This window comes from Paenibacillus sp. P4_E11 (assembly GCF_056401635.1).
The window spans coordinates 1-17,162 of the sequence record NZ_JBFUIX010000038.1; the positions used below are offsets into that span (position 1 = coordinate 1).

General features: G+C 50.6%; 17 protein-coding genes. 4 read left to right on the forward strand and 13 right to left on the reverse strand.

Features of this window, described 5'->3' with window-relative positions:
* Positions 1 to 365: CobW family GTP-binding protein (locus AC1DWB_RS15965; RefSeq protein ID WP_477542073.1), on the reverse strand; the 365-nt coding region annotated here is incomplete at its 3' end.
* An 81-nt stretch (positions 366 to 446) separates the two neighbouring features.
* On the opposite strand from AC1DWB_RS15965, the gene AC1DWB_RS15970 reads away from it, so the two are divergent.
* Positions 447 to 623: a hypothetical protein gene (locus tag AC1DWB_RS15970; protein WP_477542074.1), complete on the forward strand. Its 177-nt coding sequence runs from the start codon at positions 447 to 449 to the stop codon at positions 621 to 623.
* A 76-nt stretch (positions 624 to 699) separates the two neighbouring features.
* Here AC1DWB_RS15970 and nrdR read toward each other — a convergent pair whose 3' ends face one another.
* Positions 700 to 1,173 (reverse strand): transcriptional regulator NrdR, encoded by a 474-nt coding sequence (gene nrdR / locus AC1DWB_RS15975; protein ID WP_477542075.1) that lies wholly within the window; start codon positions 1,171 to 1,173, stop codon positions 700 to 702.
* A 158-nt stretch (positions 1,174 to 1,331) separates the two neighbouring features.
* Here nrdR and AC1DWB_RS15980 point away from each other — a divergent pair, with 158 nt between their 5' ends.
* Positions 1,332 to 1,541, forward strand: a complete 210-nt coding sequence (locus AC1DWB_RS15980; protein WP_477542076.1) for a small, acid-soluble spore protein, alpha/beta type — start codon at positions 1,332 to 1,334, stop codon at positions 1,539 to 1,541.
* Between the two features lie 85 nt (positions 1,542 to 1,626).
* Here AC1DWB_RS15980 and AC1DWB_RS15985 read toward each other — a convergent pair whose 3' ends face one another.
* The 5 genes from AC1DWB_RS15985 to polA all read right to left on the reverse strand — a co-directional run bounded on the left by AC1DWB_RS15985 (position 1,627) and on the right by polA (position 7,138).
* Positions 1,627 to 2,211, reverse strand: coding sequence for a lytic transglycosylase domain-containing protein (locus AC1DWB_RS15985; RefSeq protein WP_477542077.1), 585 nt, complete (start codon positions 2,209 to 2,211; stop codon positions 1,627 to 1,629).
* Positions 2,208 to 2,804 carry a dephospho-CoA kinase gene (gene coaE / locus AC1DWB_RS15990; RefSeq protein ID WP_477542078.1) on the reverse strand — a complete coding sequence of 199 codons (597 nt, stop codon included), beginning with the start codon at positions 2,802 to 2,804 and terminating at the stop codon, positions 2,208 to 2,210. The genes AC1DWB_RS15985 and coaE overlap by 4 nt, the downstream gene beginning before the upstream one ends.
* A gap of 26 nt (positions 2,805 to 2,830) precedes the next feature.
* Entirely contained in the window at positions 2,831 to 3,523 is a 693-nt protein-coding gene (gene ytaF / locus AC1DWB_RS15995) for a sporulation membrane protein YtaF (protein ID WP_477542079.1), read from the reverse strand.
* Between the two features lie 62 nt (positions 3,524 to 3,585).
* Positions 3,586 to 4,443 (reverse strand): DNA-formamidopyrimidine glycosylase, encoded by an 858-nt coding sequence (mutM, locus tag AC1DWB_RS16000; RefSeq protein ID WP_477542080.1) that lies wholly within the window; start codon positions 4,441 to 4,443, stop codon positions 3,586 to 3,588.
* A gap of 43 nt (positions 4,444 to 4,486) precedes the next feature.
* On the reverse strand, positions 4,487 to 7,138 hold the full coding sequence (gene polA, locus AC1DWB_RS16005) for a DNA polymerase I (protein WP_477542081.1): 2,652 nt from the start codon (positions 7,136 to 7,138) through the stop codon (positions 4,487 to 4,489).
* 330 nt (positions 7,139 to 7,468) lie between these two features.
* On the opposite strand from polA, the gene AC1DWB_RS16010 reads away from it, so the two are divergent.
* Positions 7,469 to 8,236 carry an HAD family hydrolase gene (locus tag AC1DWB_RS16010; protein ID WP_477542082.1) on the forward strand — a complete coding sequence of 256 codons (768 nt, stop codon included), beginning with the start codon at positions 7,469 to 7,471 and terminating at the stop codon, positions 8,234 to 8,236.
* 33 nt (positions 8,237 to 8,269) lie between these two features.
* On the opposite strand, the gene AC1DWB_RS16015 is transcribed toward AC1DWB_RS16010, so the two are convergent.
* From AC1DWB_RS16015 to AC1DWB_RS16040, 6 genes are all read right to left on the reverse strand, one after another.
* Positions 8,270 to 10,531: an EAL domain-containing protein gene (locus AC1DWB_RS16015; RefSeq protein ID WP_477542083.1), complete on the reverse strand. Its 2,262-nt coding sequence runs from the start codon at positions 10,529 to 10,531 to the stop codon at positions 8,270 to 8,272.
* A 65-nt stretch (positions 10,532 to 10,596) separates the two neighbouring features.
* Positions 10,597 to 11,259 (reverse strand): phosphate signaling complex protein PhoU, encoded by a 663-nt coding sequence (gene phoU, locus AC1DWB_RS16020; protein WP_477542084.1) that lies wholly within the window; start codon positions 11,257 to 11,259, stop codon positions 10,597 to 10,599.
* Positions 11,260 to 11,283: 24 nt separating this feature from the next.
* Positions 11,284 to 12,036, reverse strand: a complete 753-nt coding sequence (gene pstB, locus AC1DWB_RS16025) for a phosphate ABC transporter ATP-binding protein PstB (RefSeq protein ID WP_477542085.1) — start codon at positions 12,034 to 12,036, stop codon at positions 11,284 to 11,286.
* 15 nt (positions 12,037 to 12,051) lie between these two features.
* A complete protein-coding gene (gene pstA, locus AC1DWB_RS16030; RefSeq protein WP_477542086.1) occupies positions 12,052 to 12,915 on the reverse strand; it encodes a phosphate ABC transporter permease PstA in 864 nt (287 codons plus the stop codon).
* A complete protein-coding gene (gene pstC / locus AC1DWB_RS16035; RefSeq protein WP_477542119.1) occupies positions 12,912 to 13,754 on the reverse strand; it encodes a phosphate ABC transporter permease subunit PstC in 843 nt (280 codons plus the stop codon). The genes pstA and pstC overlap by 4 nt, the downstream gene beginning before the upstream one ends.
* 506 nt (positions 13,755 to 14,260) lie before the next feature.
* The gene (locus AC1DWB_RS16040; RefSeq protein WP_477542087.1) at positions 14,261 to 15,175 is read right to left on the reverse strand and encodes a phosphate ABC transporter substrate-binding protein; all 915 of its coding nucleotides are present in this window, start codon (positions 15,173 to 15,175) and stop codon (positions 14,261 to 14,263) included.
* A 234-nt stretch (positions 15,176 to 15,409) separates the two neighbouring features.
* On the opposite strand from AC1DWB_RS16040, the gene AC1DWB_RS16045 reads away from it, so the two are divergent.
* Entirely contained in the window at positions 15,410 to 17,131 is a 1,722-nt protein-coding gene (locus tag AC1DWB_RS16045) for a methyl-accepting chemotaxis protein (RefSeq protein ID WP_477542088.1), read from the forward strand.
* Positions 17,132 to 17,162: the final 31 nt, after the last annotated feature.

Here is a 17,162-nt window from a genome sequence, read left to right on the forward strand (position 1 = left end):
CCTCTAAGCTCTGTTCGGAGCAGCAATGAAGCTTCGGTTACACCATCAAGCAGCTCCATCGGATTCGCCACGCCCGTACACTCCACGAACAACACATCGGGCTGATGTTCATCGACAAGCCGCAGTATTTCCATCCCCAGATCACCGCGTACGGTACAGCAAATGCAACCACTTAACATTTCCTTCATAGGGACACTGGAATCGACTTCAATACCGTCCAGATTCACATCCCCGATCTCATTCATAACAACTGCAGCCTTCAGTCCCTTATACTCCGCTTGCTTCAACAAGCGGGTGAGAAGTGTCGTCTTGCCACTCCCAAGAAATCCAGCAAGTATATAGATTGGAATCGGTGTAGTACTCATGGTATTTAACCTGCTCTCCATAATTATTCAGAATATCCGGCACGACCGTAAGGGGATTCTAACAGCGAAGGAGGTGGTCTAATGGAACGCGACCAGGTCAAGCAATTGGAGCCTAAGTATACCGGAAATACCCGTCATCTGACGGAAGGTGAAGCAGCCGCTATTATGCACAATGACCCTACTTATGAGGGTGACGATGACAGCATCTTAGAGAAAATCCCTCCCGTCCTCTTACTCGGTGTCAATCGGCCTCAATAATGCTCAGATGCAAGCAAGAACCTTCCATACAGCTACGTGGAAGGTTCTCTTATTCAGGATGGAGTTCAGACACGGCTTACTTCCGGGGACCAGCATCATGCTTGCCCAGCAATTGGGTCAGCTCTTTCATGAACATATTGATGTCTTTGAACTGCCGATATACAGAAGCGAAGCGGACGAAGGCGACCTCATCTACGGGATGAAGTTGCTCCATGACCAGTTCGCCAATCTCTCTGCTTGCTACTTCTGCATGAGCATGACTTCGAAGCTCCTTCTCCACTTCAGATACGACATACTCCAATTGTTCCATGGACACAGGCCTTTTCTCACAAGCCCGAATGAGTCCCCGAAGCATCTTATCGCGGCTAAATTCCTCTCGGCTCCCGTCCTTCTTAATTACAATTAACGGGGTCTCCTCAATCATCTCGAACGTGGTGAATCTTCTCTGACATTTGTCACATTCCCGACGTCTTCGAATCGATTTGTTCTCATTCGCGGGCCTGGAATCCAACACTTTCGTACCTGCATTATCACAGAACGGACACTTCAACGAACTACCTCCTCTCAAAGCTTATTATCTATTACATTGTGGGACCCCGGGACATTCCCCTACAGAGTATTCCAATCAATCATTTACCAAGCAATCACTGTATGAACCAAGGATATCCGTACATAATACAAGTACTACCGACAAGGAGGTGAACAAACATGGCAGCAACAAACTCTCTTATAGTTCCACAAGCGAACCAAGCACTGGACCAACTAAAATATGAAGTAGCTCAGGAGCTAGGTATCTCTATTCCACAAGACGGTTATATGGGTAACATGGCAACTCGCGATGCAGGTTCGATCGGAGGAAATATCACTCGCCGTTTGGTACAAATCGCTGAACAACAACTTGCAGGCTCTTCGAGATAATACGTTCCTACTGAATCTTACTACGGCCGCCATCCTGCAAAGGGTGGCGCTGTTCCATTATAACGCACGATTAGCTTATCCACATTCAGCTTGAAGATTCGAGCCCCAGTTCCTCCTCATACAACTTCACATATTTGTTGTAATAGTACATGACTCGCTGTATGTAATGCCGAGTTTCCCCGAACGGAATTTTATCGATATTTTTCAAACTGCCATCCCAAGTTCCGCTCTGCAGCCATTTCCTGGCGTTTCCTGGTCCTGCATTGTAGGCGGCAAGCACGGCAATCCGATTCGTTTCGAATTGCGTGTACAAGGAATTCAGATACCACGCGCCTACCTCAATATTCACATCAGGACGTTCCAGGGAATGGACCGTCTTTTCTGCATAATCCGCCTTGTCTACGATCCACTGCGCCGTATCCGGCATTAGCTGCATGAGCCCAATCGCGCCCTTGCGAGACTTCTTGTCAGGATTGAAGTTCGTTTCCACTCGGATAATGGCAGCGATCAGGAATGGATCTACATTATAGTTACTTGCGCTTACCCGTATATCCTTCTCATACGAGATCGGATACATCCACGTTCCCAGCAGTCTCGTATTATAGAACAAGAAGATCACAAACAGCAAGAGCAGCAAAGCATATATACGTTTTTTGCGAAAAAACTTCATCCCATTCCCTTTCTGTTCCAGAAATCATCTAGCTGCTTTTCCAATTCCTCTAAGGTACCACTATTGTCAATGACTATATCGGCCAGTTTCTTCTTGGATTCGATCGGCATTTGCGATTGCAGCCGTTTCTCTGCTTGCTCTAGTGTCAAAGCATCACGAAGCATTAGACGCTCCAGTTGCAAGTCAGCCGGAATATATACGAGCATAACCTCGTCGAACATATGGGACAAGTTCGACTCATACAGAAGCGGCACTTCCACCACGACAAGCTTGTCCGGCTGTAACTGCTCGAATCGGGCCATCTGATCCCGCATCGAAGCACGTATGGGCGGATGTAAAATCCCCTCGAGGTCCTGACGTGCAGTCTCGTCATTGAATATGATCTCACCCAGCTTCTTACGGTTCAAGCTCCGGTCTTCGAACAATACGTCCTGTCCGAACCGTTCTGCTACTTGGTCTAATACCGGGCTCCCAGGGAGCACGACGTCCCGTGCGATTCGATCGGCATCGACCAGATTGGCACCACGCCGCACAAGCATGGAAGCGACCGTGCTCTTGCCGCAAGCGATGCCACCCGTTAATCCAATATTCATGTCATGCCCCCTCCCAGCATTATCATCTATAACAGCTTCATCAAGCCCATGAGGATCAAGAGGAACCCAGGGAGAAAAGTAAGTTTCTTCACCCAGGAGCGATTGGCATAAAAAATTCCAAGGCGGAGCCCGCTTGCAATGAAAAATCCGCTGGAGCATGCAATTACGAAGGCTGTTGTAAGCGAACTGAATCCAATGAACGCAGCTCCGATTCCAGCCCCGAAGGCGTCGAGTGACAATGCGATTCCGAGCAGTACCGCCTCTGAAGCCGATATGATGCCCGAATGGTCAATGTCTGCCAAGGAAGGCTTGCGCAAAATCTGAATGACTAACCCTATGCGCTTCCACTCGATTACTACGAGTGTCTTAACCTCGCCAGACTGCGTAATTGGCGGCTCGTTGACTGATTCTGAATTTACGGAACTTGCAGATGCATCCCCTTCAGCCGACCGGTTCCGGATAATTTGCAAGAGCGCCCATATCCCGATCAGAATCAAGATAACCGCGCCAATTATTGTGGCAACATGGGGCGAGATAAACTGGGACATGTAGGATCCGATCTGCATGGCGAGCCAGAATATGAATCCCGAGCATCCCGAGATAATCGCGACCGACAGAAAAGGGATACGAATTCTCCGCAAACCGTAAGTAATGCCAACACCGAAGCCATCCAGACTGACGGCCAAAGCTAATAAACACAATGATATGATAGGCAGCATAAGCACCATCCTCCCCGCTCTAGGCTCCTACCCACTATATGGCGGAGAGGCGGAATAAGTGCTTATTGTTTCTTGATCGATCGGCCCGCGTTCTTCAGCTTCTGACAGGCAGGACAAAAGTGTGTTCCTCTACCGCCGACTACAGTCTTCACGATAGGTTCCCCGCAGCTCGTGCAGGGCGCCCCTGTCCGACCGTATACGAGTAACTGCTGCTGGAACATCCCCATCTCCCCTTGGCCGTTGACATAGGACTTGATCGATGAGCCTCCAGCATCAACCGCTTCCTGAAGCGTACTCACAATCGCTTCATGTAAGGAGGTAAGCTCTGCTCGGCTAAGCGAATCCGCCGTTCGTTCGGGGTGGATGCGGGAACGGTGCAGAGACTCATCGACATAGATGTTGCCGATGCCGGTTACGATCTCCTGATTCAACAGAAGAGGCTTAATCTTCGTCGTCCGCTTGGTGACCCGCTGGCGGAAATCTTCTGGCGTGAACGCTTCGTCCAACGGCTCGCGGCCGAGCTTATTGAGCGGCGGCAGTGTCAAGTCTTCTCCGGGAGCGAACAGGTGCATCGTACCGAATTGACGAACATCCTTATACCGCAGCTCCGTACCATCGTCGAAATGAAACACAACATGGGTATGCTTCTCCAGCGGCTCATCCGCACGGTATACCCCATATCGTCCTTCCATTCGTAAGTGGGAGACTAGGACCAGCTGATCCAGTATGAGGCGAAGGAATTTCCCCCGTCGTTCTACAGTGCGAATCGTTTGGCCTTCCAACATGAGGCTAAACTGCAAGATGTCATCTGGCCGCTGAATGATTCGGGGCAGATGCACGGATACGCGCTCGATACGTTTGCCGGCTACTAACTCATTTAATGTCCGTCGAACGGTTTCTACTTCTGGCAATTCAGGCATGCTGATCTCTCCTCACTCTCAGAGTTACATTACAATTATTGGCTTATTTGGCTTCATACCAATTGACGCCATAGCTCACATCGACCTTAAGCGGCACAACAAGAGCCAAGGCACTCTCCATTACTTCCGGAACGAGAACCTTCATCAACTCCAGCTCCTCCTCCGGCACTTCGAATACAAGTTCGTCATGCACTTGAAGCAGCATACGGCTCTTCACATTCGCTGCCTGCATCCGTTCAGACAATTGCACCATAGCTAGCTTAATAATGTCGGCAGCCGTGCCTTGAATCGGCGTATTCATGGCTGTTCGTTCGGCGAACGACCTTAGATTGAAGTTGGAAGCTGTAATATCCGCCAGATAGCGACGGCGCTGCAAGAGCGTAGTGACGTAGCCATTCGTGCGGGCTTGCTTCACAATGTCGTCCATATACTGTCGGACACCTTGGAAGACAGCGAAATACTGCTCGATAAACTGAGCTGCATCCTTACGCGTAATATGCAAGTTCTGCGACAATCCGTAGTCGCTAATTCCATACACGATACCGAAATTTACGGCTTTGGCCTGGCGGCGCATGTTGGAATCGACATCAGACTCCTGAACGCCGAATACGTCCATCGCAGTCTTCGTATGAATGTCCATATTGTTCTGAAACGCTTCAATCAACTTCTCGTCCTTGGAAATGTGGGCGAGCACCCGCAACTCGATCTGCGAATAGTCAGCGGCTAGCATGTACCAGCCAGGCTGGGAAGGCACGAATACTTTGCGAATTTTGCGGCCTTCTTCCAGGCGGATCGGAATGTTTTGCAAATTCGGAAATTGGCTGCTGAGACGACCGGTAGCTGCAATCGTCTGTTGATAATACGTATGCACCTTGCCGGTCTCCGGACGAATCTCTTTCAATAAGCCTTCCACATATGTGGATTGTAGCTTGGCCAATTGACGGTAATGTAGAATGCTAGTCACCACATCATGGTAGGGAGCCAGCTTATCGAGTACCTCAGCATCGGTCGAATAGCCGGTCTTCGTCTTCTTGATCACCGGCAGATTCAATTTGTCGAATAAGATTTCACCCAACTGCTTCGGTGAATTGATGTTGAATTCCATACCAGCGAGACTGTAGATCGTCTCAGCCAGCTTCTCAATTGCCTTACCCAGATCACTGCCGAGTAGGCGCAACCCGTCGGCATCAACGCGAATACCTTTCTTCTCCATGCTCGCCAGCACACAAGCAAGAGGTTTCTCCAGCTCATAATACAACCGATTCATCTCATTGTTCTCCAGCTCGTTTCGCAGAATCGGAACTAGACGGTGGATGACGGCAGCTTTGCGACATAGATGCTCACTCAATTGCTCCAAGCCAGGCAGCTTGAACTTCGCCCCCCTGCCGAACACATCCTCGTCAGCAGCAATGCCTGGCAACCGATGTCGGCCGGCCAATGCATTCAGTGTATGATTCGATTCGGTAGGATCGAGCAAGTAGGCCGCAATCAGGATATCGAAGGAAACGCCCTGTAGATCAATCCCTTTCCAGGACAACGCCACTTCAGCACGATGCATATCATAGACGTTCTTCTTAGTTGATCCATCCGACAGCCAGCTTCGGACTTGGTTTCCTTCTGTACCTTGGAGCAGTTCAAACGGTATATAGTAGCACGTATCGTCCGTGTAAAAGGTTAGTCCGATTACAGACGCTGTATGGGGATTGTCACCAATGACTTCCACATGCAGCGATTGTACAGCGTTCGCTGCCAGCAACTGTTCGAAGGCAGACAAGTTCGCTTCGTTAAGAACCGTGATCTGAAGCTGCTCTTGAGGTTCAATGGATTCCATTGAAACAGGCAGCTCCAGCTTCTCCAGCAACGACTTGAACTCCAGTTTACGGAACATCGCGCCAAGAATCTGTCCATCATATCCATCGTATTGCAGACTGTTCCATTCCAGCTCCATCGGAACTTCCCGGTAGATGGTGGCAAGCTCCTTGCTCATCCGTGCACTATCCGCATGTTCGCGAATCTTATCCTGCATCTTGCCGGAAATCTCTTCAACACGCTCAAGTACCTGCTCTACGCTACCATATTGATGCAGCAGCTTGAGGGCAGTCTTCTCGCCAACTCCCGGAATACCGGGAATGTTATCGGACGCATCGCCCATCAACCCTTTCAGATCAATGATCTGATGCGGCTCCAGTCCGTACGTCTCCTGAATATAGGCTGGTGTGAATCGTTCGACTTCGCTCACGCCTTTGCGGGTAAGTGCAATCGTAACATTGTCGGAGGACAGCTGCAGCATGTCCTTGTCTCCAGAAACGACAACGACGGGAAATTTCAATTCGTCAGCAAGTCGAGTCATCGTGCCAATAATATCGTCCGCTTCATATCCCTGTAACTCGAACTGGGATATACCGAACGAAGTCAGCAGCTCTTTCACGACGGGGAATTGCTCCGATAGTTCGGGCGGCGTCTTCTCGCGACCACCCTTGTAGTTCTCATAACCTTTATGTCGGAACGTCACTTTCCCGGCGTCGAAGGCGACCAGAAAGTGGGTAGGCTTCTCTTCTTCGATGAGTTTAAGCAGCATAGTTGTAAACCCGAATACGGCGTTCGTGTGCAAGCCTGACGAATTGCTGAGCAGCGGAAGCGCAAAAAAAGCGCGATACGCTACGCTGTTGCCGTCAATAAGAATCAATTTGTTCATGTTTACACCTCTTTTTGTACAGTCCTTGTCCCATCATAACATAATTGACTCTCATATCCTATGCATCAAGATCATATACATAATCATTAGTCTCGCTTAAAGAGGCTGTCGATTAACTGTGAACAAGAGGAGTGGAAAGTGAAAAAGAGGACCCTGGCGAGTTTTGGCTTGAACCTCCATACCACGAAATCCCTTGTACAATCATAGGAGGTTCAAACAAGATGTTTGAGCAGAAGGGTCCTTTTTCACTTGGAACGGCCGTATTAGCCTCCATCCACAGTTAATCGACAGCCATATAATCGAGCATCACAACAATGAGGTGTCCACATAATGAAGAGAACCATCATCCCCCCTAAGACAACCACTCTATTCTTCGATATGAACAACACGATGATTGATCCGGAACGATCCTTCGACCATTGTTTCACAAATATTCTGATCGACTTCACCGGTCGGTGGGAGTCGGACGACCAGCAGGCCACACCAGAGAAGGCCGTCAATCTATACTTGACCGAATGGAACAAACGCAAGAAGAAATACAAACCTTACTCGAACCAGACAGGAACGGCCATCAATGAGTTGCGTAAAATATGCTTGAAGGCAGCGCTCCATCATTACCCGTTCGCGGTTAATGATTCGTTCGTGCTGTCATTTTTCCGTGAGATGAAGAAACAGCAGAGACAACATGCTGTCCTATTCCCAGGCACAGCGGAGACGGTGCGAGGGCTGGCCAAACACTATCAGTTGGGCGTGATTAGCAACGGAAATCGCGAGGTACAGAGCGGGATGATCGCAAGGTTCGGCCTCTCTAAAGAGTTGCCCACAGAGCGCATTTTTACCTCGAAGAAAGGGGAATACCGCAAGCCTGAACCTGCCATATTCCATCACGCCTTGAGAAGCATGTCCGTCGCACCAGCAGAAGCTATTATGATCGGTGATTCCTGGACGAATGACATCGCGGCGGCACTGAAATGCGGGATGAACGCGATCTGGATTAACAGGTCAAGCGATAAAAAAATAACCCAACGCAAGGTTGGGAAGCATAAAATAACAGTGATTCGACACTTCGAGCAATTAAAGGATATGTTGCAAGGGTAGAAGAACCGCGTACTAGGGCCTCGTCGCGTATGATTACGAAGTAGCAGTAGCGTTGGTGGTATCATTCAAATGCTGGTACACATAGATGCTGCCTTTATACGACTTGGCCTGTTTCTTCAGCTTGGCCGCTTCCTGAGAGATGTGTTCAGGCATCAAGTCCGAGTAGCATTGGCATATTATGAGAGACAATGAAATGCTCACCCCATCAACATCTACAGGGTTCCCTTCCCGATCGAACACGCTATGACTTTCCTCATAGAACGAAACTACGCCCTGATTGAACCGTCGAATGATTTCCTCGCACAGCTTGTCCGGCATGTTCACATTCGTTATGACAATGAAATCGTCACCGCCTATATGCCCGACGAAGTCGAAAGGATGCCCACATGTACGGCTCGCTTCCTGCAACACGTCTGCTGTGAACTGAATCATCTGGTCGCCCCGGTGGAACCCATATCGATCATTGAACCACTTGAAGAAGTCCAGATCTGCGTAGATGACCGAGAAGGATTGCCGCTCGGTTAGCCGCTTCGTCAATTCTCGTTGAATCTGCACGTTGCCCGGGAGTCCGGTCAATGGATTGGCAATCCGTGCATATTCCACGCGGGCTTTCGTGATCGATTCCAATATGGAACGGATAGAGGCCGCCCCTAGGAAATGACCAGCGGACGTAATGACCACATAATCGTACAACTGGTTAAATTCTCGGGATGTGGCCATCTGCGACACTTGGTCGATCGGGGTTTGTTCGTCGACAATGAGCGGATGACGGTCCATGAGCTGGCTGATAGGACGATTCCAATACAAGGAAAGTCCGTATTGGCCCGCCAACTGTTGGAACAGCTTGTCCCTCATAATGAGTCCGATCGGTACACCGAACGAAACGATGACTGAACAGATCACACGCTCATTCTTCTTGAAATAATTAGCTACCTCAGATATGTACGCTTCCGGCTCGAACGTACGGTTCGGAGCTGCAAGCTGCCCGATGTTCATCAGGCCGTTCACGCTTCTTAATCTGCGCTGCCGTAAGATGTGCTCGACCAGTTCGTTGTCAATTGAAACCATCCTGGTGGCAGGCTTGGCGATCAAGTACCCCTGCCCGAAATGCACACCCATTTGCATCAGCTTCACCAGCTCTTCCATCTTCTCGATGCCTTCTGCAATGATACGGATGTTCATCTTTTCCGCGAACGAGACGAACGTTTCCAATATGTTCTCTTTGATCTTGTCTTTGTGAATATCCTGGATGAGGGAACGATCGACTTTGATAAAGTCAGGATGCAGTTCCGCTATGGCTTGCAAGGAAGAATACCCCGCTCCAGCATCATCGATGGCAATCTGGTACCCTTGGCTGCGATAATGCTGGAGCAGCTTCTTCGTTGTCGAGAAGTCTTCTATCGAGCTGCGTTCCGTAATCTCGAACACTACGTTGTGAGGTGTAAGGCCGCGTGCCTTCAGCAGCTTCAACGTCTGGCCAGGCGTGAATTGAGGATCGTGGATAACGTGAGCAGGGATATTGATGAACACCCGCTCCGACTTCTGCAGTTCCAGACAACCAGAGACCGCCTTCTCTCGAGCAAGGCGGTCGAGCATGTAGAGCATATTCTCCCGTTCGGCGAACTGGAACAATTGAACTGGAGAGTGGAAGACAGAGCCGACCGGACCTCGAGTAAGCGCTTCGTAACCGAATATACTAGCGTCATCGAATGAAACGATCGGCTGGTACACAGAAGAAATCAGCTGCTTCTCCATAATTGCCAGAAACTCGCTCACTTCACTTGACGCCTCGGACCCATCCTGCAGCCGGGCTGCACGGATCGATTGCTTGACGGCCGAATAAATGATTTTGTCGATGGCGGACACGCCGCTTTCCAACTGCTTGTTCTTACTGCCACTCTCCGCCAGTAGAGCCGTTCCCATATGAAGCTCAATGGGAAGATCCAGATGATCCGGACCATTGGTCAAGCGAAGCATGCGCTCTACCTCCAGCTTCAGGTGCATGCCCATTTCCAATAGGTCTCTCTGCTGACGATCTTCTGGCTGCTTCAGCTTCAACGTGGCGAAGAAGAAGAAGTCTTCTCCCACACTGTTCACTTTGAAAATCGACGGATTATCCGCTTGAAGCTGTATGATGTTAGTTTTAACGGAGGATAAGATGTGCTCACAATACGCCCGCCCATGCAACTGCTCCCACTCGGAGAAGCGGGCAATGTCCATATATATAAGGCCAACACGACTGCTCTTCCATTGGTGTCGGATTCGTTCCAGTTCTTGACTGTTCAAACTGAACATGCATATCCCTCGCAGTGTTGGCTTGATCGGTTAGTGGTAGGGTACAGATTGGTGAATGGGTTGGATCAAGTGTTCAAATCGGGACGTTTGCCCCGCACCAGATACACAACGCTTTCACCGATATTCGTGGCATGATCCGCCATCCGCTCGAGGTAACGGCTAACGAAACAGAGCAGCAACGACTGGTTGACGGTCTTCGGATTATCCACCATGAAGACGAACAGTTCTCTCATGATCTGACTATGCAGATGATCGACGTCGTCATCCATCTTGGCCATCTTGTAAGCCATATCGACATCCTCATTCACGTACGCGTTAATGCTCTCATTGGTCATCAGTTGCACGATTTCCGCCATACGCGGGATGTCGACAAGCGGCTTGATCAGCGGTTCCTCGCCGATGCGCTGCGTAACCTTGGCGATATCCACAGCCAGATCTGCCATCCGCTCCAGATCGCTGGCCATACGGAAAGCGATAATGATGCGGCGCAAGTCCTTGGCGACCGGCTGCTGGGTGGCGATCAGGTTCGTGCCCAGTTCATCAATATGCTCTTCCATGGCGTTAATCGACGCATCATTGGCGATCACTTGTCTCGCCAATTCCAAGTCGCCTTCCTTGAGTGATTTCACGGAGAGGAGGATGGCCTTCTCTACCTTCTCACCCATCTCGATCAATTGTTTGCGCAACCCGCTTAAGGCGCTGTCGAACTGTTGTCGTTTCGTTACCATCGTCTCAATACCCCCATGAATGGATTAGCCGAATCGGCCGGTAATATAATCTTCCGTGCGCTGATCATCCGGGTTGGAGAATAGCTTGACCGTATCGGCAAACTCCACCACTTCACCGTTTAGGAAAAATGCGGTTTGTCCAGAAACGCGCGCGGCCTGCTGCATATTGTGCGTGACAATCACGATGGTGTATTGATCCTTGAGCTCTTGAATCAGTTCTTCAATCTTCAATGTGGAGATCGGGTCAAGCGCCGAAGTAGGCTCATCCATGAGCAAGATAGTCGGATTCACTGCGAGCGCACGGGCAATGCACAAGCGCTGCTGTTGACCACCTGACAAGCCGTATGCAGACTTTTTCAAGTAGTCCTTCACTTCATCCCATAATGCTGCAGAACGAAGACTTTTCTCTACAATCTGATCCAGATCTGCTTTGCCTGATATTCCATGAATCCGTGGACCATAAGCCACATTCTCGTAGATGGACTTCGGAAAAGGGTTAGGCTGCTGGAACACCATGCCGATCTCCTTGCGAAGCGCTTCTACATTAACACCCGGACCGTAGATGTCCTCTCCGTTGACAGCGACATTCCCGCTAATGCGAACCCCCTTGATCGTATCGTTCATCCGGTTCAATGTACGCAGCAATGTAGACTTGCCGCAGCCGGACGGTCCGATAAAAGCGGTAATCGACTTCTCCTGGACATCCATCGCGATTTGCTTCAGAGCATGGAACTCTGTGTAGTATAAGTTCAGGTTGGAAATTTGGATGATAGCCACGGCCATGTTCCCCCTCTATGATTTATCTCCTGATATTTTCTTCTGGATCAGCCGGCCCGGAATCGCTATGAGCAGGTTGAACACGAGTATGACCAACACGAGCAAGGCTGCGCTGCCTTCAGCAATTTGCTTGGCATCCGGTGCAAGCGAGCTTCCACCCACATACCACAAGTGAACGGCCAACGTCTCACCGATTGCGAGCGGATCGAAGTCCGGAAAGTGCCTGGATACCGAAGTTCCCGCCGTGTAGATCAAGATCGCCGTTTCCCCGAGTGCCCGTCCAGCTACCAGTGTAACTCCAGTCAAGAGGCCTGGCAGGGCGGCAGGCAGCAGCACCTTGCGAATGCTTTGCCATTTGGTCGACCCAAGGGCGAGGGATGCCTCCCAATACGATTGCGGCACGGTTCTCAAGCTTTCTTCCGTAACGCGTACCAGTACAGGGAGGTTGAGCAGCGCCAACGTCGCCGCCCCCCCCAGGATCGAGAAGCGAAGTCCCATCCAGTTCACGAAGATAAGTGCCCCGAACAACCCGAATACGATGGAAGGTACAGAGGACAAGGCTTCTACCGAAATTCTAACCAGGTCAGTGAAGCGGTTCTTCTTGGCGAAGATCGTTAAGTATACGCCGGCTCCAATACCGATTGGAGTAGAAAACAGCATCGACAGAAACAATATATAAAACGAGTTGAACAAATGCGGCCCGACGCCTCCGCCTGCTGTCAGCTCTTGCGGTTTCCCAGTGATGAAGTGCCAGGACAAGTGCGGCAGTCCTGCCCCCAATATACGGACTAGAAACCAGGCCAGGATGACTATGATTAACACGCCGGCACTCCAAAAAAATAACGTAGCAAGCCGGTCCGTGATTTTACTCAGCTTCATTTCAATTCACTCCTTCGCGACAAGATTCTAATACCTAGTATCAGAACCAACGATATGACCAGCAGCAGGAGCGCCATCATATATAAGGCATTGTTCCAGGCCGTACCGTAAAATGTATTCGCCATGTCTTTCACGATAGCTGTTGTCAGCACAGTCGTGGAATCCAGTAAAGAATCTGGGATCTTGGGGGAGTTCCCGATAACCATGAACACCGCCATCGTCTCACCGATCGCCCGGCCCATACCCAAGATGACGGCTGTCATAATGCCCGAACGTGCTGCCGGCAGCAGTAAGCGCCATATCGTCTGCCAGCGTGTAGCCCCGAGGGCCAACGAAGCTTCTTCCAGACGGCGGGGCAGCGAACGAATCGCGTCCTCCGAGATCGACATGATCGTCGGCAGGATCATGACGGCGAGTATAATCGCGGCCGGCAGGATGCCGTATCCGATGCCGCCGAACACAGAGCCCAGGAACGGTACGATTACCGTTAAGCCTATCAACCCGTACACGACGGACGGGATGCCTACGAACAGATCAGCGGCCGGGCGAAGAATCTCTCTCATCCACTTCGGCGCGATCTTGGCAATGAATACGGCCCCAGCCAGCGCCAACGGCACGGCGAGCACGATGGAGAGCAAGGTTAGAATCAGTGTGCTATACAAAAACGAGAATGCTCCGAATCGTGGTGTTTCTGACGCCGGAGACCAGTCCGATGAGAAGAAAAACTGCTTGGGTGAGACGTCCTTAAATGTCTGAAGGCCCTGGAAGCCCACGAATGCAATGATGGAAAATATAATGACTGTTACGATCAATGCGCTGGCAATGAATACCCATCTCATGAAATTGTCCGTGCGCTTCTGCTTCCTTGTCCACTTGCCGGAAGCCGACTTGTCTAGTCGTTGATCTTTCAATGGAAGCTCCCCCTCTCTTTCTCTATCATAGGGTCAGACTGTTTTCCCAATATTAATAATTTGTAAAGTTAATGTAAAATGAGTAGGACTTTCGGCATTATATCGGTCTAGGAGGCTGTCGATTTACTACGGACAAGAGAAGTGGAAAGTGAAAAAGAGGACCCAGGCGAGTTTTGGCTTGAACCTCCATGCCGCTAAATCCCTTATACAATCCGAGGAGGTTCAAACAAGATGTTTGAAACCCGGGGCCCACACAAAGTACTCGGTAATACTACAGAGCTTGGCTTCACTTTGTGGGGATGACTAGGGGTCCTTTTTCACTTGGAACGGCCGTTTTTGTCAGGGTACCCGCACCAGAACTATTAGCCGCGAACAGTTAATAAATAGCGATCGCCCCCATGAATCGGAAGCGATCGCCGCATGATCATGCCTATTTATTTCTTCAGAAGATCGGCTGGAAGGAATCCAAGATCGGTGACTTCTGGTTTGTTCAAGAAATCTTTGCTCATAATAAAGTCGATGAATGCTTTCGTTGCGCCAGTTGGCTCACCCTTCGTATACATGTGCTCCATGCCATACAGCGGGTACTTGCCGGACTTGATGTTATCTGCGGAATATTCCACGCTGTCCATCTTCAACGCTTTGATCTTGTCATTGCCTTTGATGTAAGGTACGTCAACATATCCGATTGAACCTGTTGTCGAGCCTACGGCTTCAGCAACCGTCTTGCTTGTATCTTGCTGCACGCCGTCTTTAGTGAAATCTTTGTTATCCAGGACGATTTGCTTAACAAGCTTGCGGGAACCGGAGCTTTCTGGACGGTGTACGACGGTAATCTTCTGATCTTTGCCGCCTACGTCTTTCCAGTTCGTGATCAAGCCCATGAAGATGTCAGCGGCTTGTTTCTTGGTCAAGTTGTCCACGTTCACGTCTTTGTTCACGATCAAGGCGAACGGTGCGATTACAACGATATTGTCTTTCAACTTATCTTTATATTGAGCGTCAGCTTCCACGTCGGAATTCCCGATGTCGGATACGCCGTCCGCCACGTTCTTCACACCTGTTCCGGACCCGCCGCCGGTTACAGTAACTTCGGCCTTCGGGTTCTTTGCCATAAAGTCTTGAGCAGCTTTCGCTACGAGTGGTTGAAGCGCGGTGGAACCTGAGGCGGATACTTTCCCAGTTACTCCCGGTGCAGGTGATGCTGTTGTAGTTGCTGCCGGTTTCGAACCGTTTGTTGCGTCCGATGCTTTCGGATCATTTTTAGTTCCGCAACCTGCCAACGCCCCCGTAGTCAGTACTGCTACCATGGCCAACCCTAACATTTTTTTCGACATCAGCTTTAACATCTCTGAATGTCCTCCTCTTATCTTTTTTTTGTCTACGTCTGTTATCTTAGCAGTTGATTGTTAAGAGAAAACCCACCAAACGTAAAGGCAATGTAAAATAAACGAGGACTTACGCCACTTTCCAAAACAATCCATACATTTACATTCGGTTAACAGACTCTATCTTTCTACTTAATAGTTGTCCTCTATACTAGGCCCATACACATACATATATAAGGTGGAGGGGAACAGACGATGGGACTGATTCAGCATATTCCGTCTTGGAAAGGGAAGCTGGTCCTAAGTTTTGCGGTCATCGTACTCGTGTTTGTGGCGACGGCCGGATTCAATCTGATTCAGGTGCGAGGCATCGGGCAGCAAATCACCCAACAGAATGAAAAAGTTGCCAACCAGTTGATGGCCCGGGATTTGTTAGTACTTACGCAAGAGCTAAAAGATATATCTTCCGGCCTGATGATCTCGCGTGATCTACAATATGTAGACAAATACTATGCGAAGCGAGCCGAGTTCGAATCTTTACTCCGCACGATTGGCAACACAGCCACCACAGATGAACAACGGCAATGGAGAAGTCAGCTATTAATGGCCCGGACTGATCTCCTAGACTTGTTCGACCGCGCCGTTAGCATTATGCAGAACAAAGGTTTTTCGGAAACCGATATTCAGATCAATACCGCTTCCCTCTATAAAGAAACGCAGCAAAAACGTGACACCTTGTTCGACCTGATCAGCAAGTTCGATGCGGATTTCTCGCGGGATGCCGACAAGGCCGTAGCCTCGTCCGAAATCAAGTTAAACTTCACGTCGCTTGTCATGGTCGTGGCTTCCGGCTTCGTCCTCTGCATCACGATTGCGATCTCCATCTGGCTACTGCGCTCCTTCCTCAAGCCGGTCAACAAGCTGCAACAAGCGGCGGCCAAGATGGCGGAAGGCGACTTCCGCCACAACATTCGCTCTGTCGCCCTAGACGAATTCGGCCAGTTGAGCCGCGAGTTCGACCGCATGATCGATCATGTGCGGACGATGCTGCAAGGCACCCATGCAATCGCTTCGTCGCTGTCGGAGCGATCGGGCCGGTTCCGGCATTTCGCGCAAGTGACGGCGTCCGCCAACTCCAGCATACTCACGGCGATTGAGGAGATCTCCACCGGTGCCGACCAGCAGGCGTCGCAGACCGAGAAGAGCACCCAGCTCGTCACCGAGCTGGCGGAGGAAGTGGCGGACATCTCCCGCCACACAGACGAGATGCACGCGCTGAGCCAAGAGGCGCGCGGCAACACGAGGACGGGCTCCGCCGCCGTCCTGCAATTGCAATCAGCAGCCGACCGCTCGGACGAGCTGCTGCAGCAAGTGATGGCCGCGATGGACAGCTTCATCGCGGACTCGGTCCAGATCGGCCACATCGTGCGGACGATCAGCGAGATCTCGACGGAGACGAACGTGCTCGCCGTCAATGCCGCCATCGAGGCGGCGCGCGCCGGCCAGCATGGCCGGGGCTTCTCCGTCATCGCCGAGCAGGTTCGACAACTGTCCGACGAGACCGGCGCTTCGGCCAAGTCGATCGGCAAGCTCACCGCTTCGCTGCAAGGGCAGATCGCCCGGGTTCGCACGCAGATGGGTAGCGTTCAAGAAGCTGCGAATGTGCAGGGCAAGAAACTAAATGACACGCTGCAATCCTTCCAATCCATTGAAGGCTCCATCGATCGCCTGCACGGACATATGGAGCTCGTCCAGCAGAAGGCGCATCAGGCTGAGGCAAGCAATGCAAGCTTCGCAGACACGCTTACATTGGTAGCGGCTATCGCGGAAGAAACAGCGGCGGGTGTACAGGAAGTGAACTCCACCTCCATCGAGCAGAATGACGCCATTCATCAAATCGCCATGCAGTCGGACGACATTCACGGGTTGGCCGAACAACTATTCAGCGGGATGAGCCGATTCCAGATCGAGAACTAGGAGTCTGTCCAAAAAAAGCCCTCAAGAGTTC

What these genes read in the sequence shown, in the direction of transcription:
- AC1DWB_RS15970 (WP_477542074.1), top strand. Translation starts at nt 447, where the DNA reads ATGGAACGCGACCAGGTCAAGCAATTGGAGCCTAAGTATACCGGAAAT.
- AC1DWB_RS15980 (WP_477542076.1), top strand. Translation starts at nt 1,332, where the DNA reads ATGGCAGCAACAAACTCTCTTATAGTTCCACAAGCGAACCAAGCACTG.
- AC1DWB_RS15985 (WP_477542077.1), bottom strand. Translation starts at nt 2,211, where the DNA reads ATGAAGTTTTTTCGCAAAAAACGTATATATGCTTTGCTGCTCTTGCTG.
- coaE (WP_477542078.1), bottom strand. Translation starts at nt 2,804, where the DNA reads ATGAATATTGGATTAACGGGTGGCATCGCTTGCGGCAAGAGCACGGTC.
- ytaF (WP_477542079.1), bottom strand. Translation starts at nt 3,523, where the DNA reads ATGCTGCCTATCATATCATTGTGTTTATTAGCTTTGGCCGTCAGTCTG.
- mutM (WP_477542080.1), bottom strand. Translation starts at nt 4,443, where the DNA reads ATGCCTGAATTGCCAGAAGTAGAAACCGTTCGACGGACATTAAATGAG.
- polA (WP_477542081.1), bottom strand. Translation starts at nt 7,138, where the DNA reads ATGAACAAATTGATTCTTATTGACGGCAACAGCGTAGCGTATCGCGCT.
- AC1DWB_RS16010 (WP_477542082.1), top strand. Translation starts at nt 7,469, where the DNA reads ATGAAGAGAACCATCATCCCCCCTAAGACAACCACTCTATTCTTCGAT.
- AC1DWB_RS16015 (WP_477542083.1), bottom strand. Translation starts at nt 10,531, where the DNA reads ATGTTCAGTTTGAACAGTCAAGAACTGGAACGAATCCGACACCAATGG.
- phoU (WP_477542084.1), bottom strand. Translation starts at nt 11,259, where the DNA reads ATGGTAACGAAACGACAACAGTTCGACAGCGCCTTAAGCGGGTTGCGC.
- pstA (WP_477542086.1), bottom strand. Translation starts at nt 12,915, where the DNA reads ATGAAGCTGAGTAAAATCACGGACCGGCTTGCTACGTTATTTTTTTGG.
- pstC (WP_477542119.1), bottom strand. Translation starts at nt 13,754, where the DNA reads ATGAGATGGGTATTCATTGCCAGCGCATTGATCGTAACAGTCATTATA.
- AC1DWB_RS16040 (WP_477542087.1), bottom strand. Translation starts at nt 15,175, where the DNA reads ATGTTAAAGCTGATGTCGAAAAAAATGTTAGGGTTGGCCATGGTAGCA.
- AC1DWB_RS16045 (WP_477542088.1), top strand. Translation starts at nt 15,410, where the DNA reads ATGGGACTGATTCAGCATATTCCGTCTTGGAAAGGGAAGCTGGTCCTA.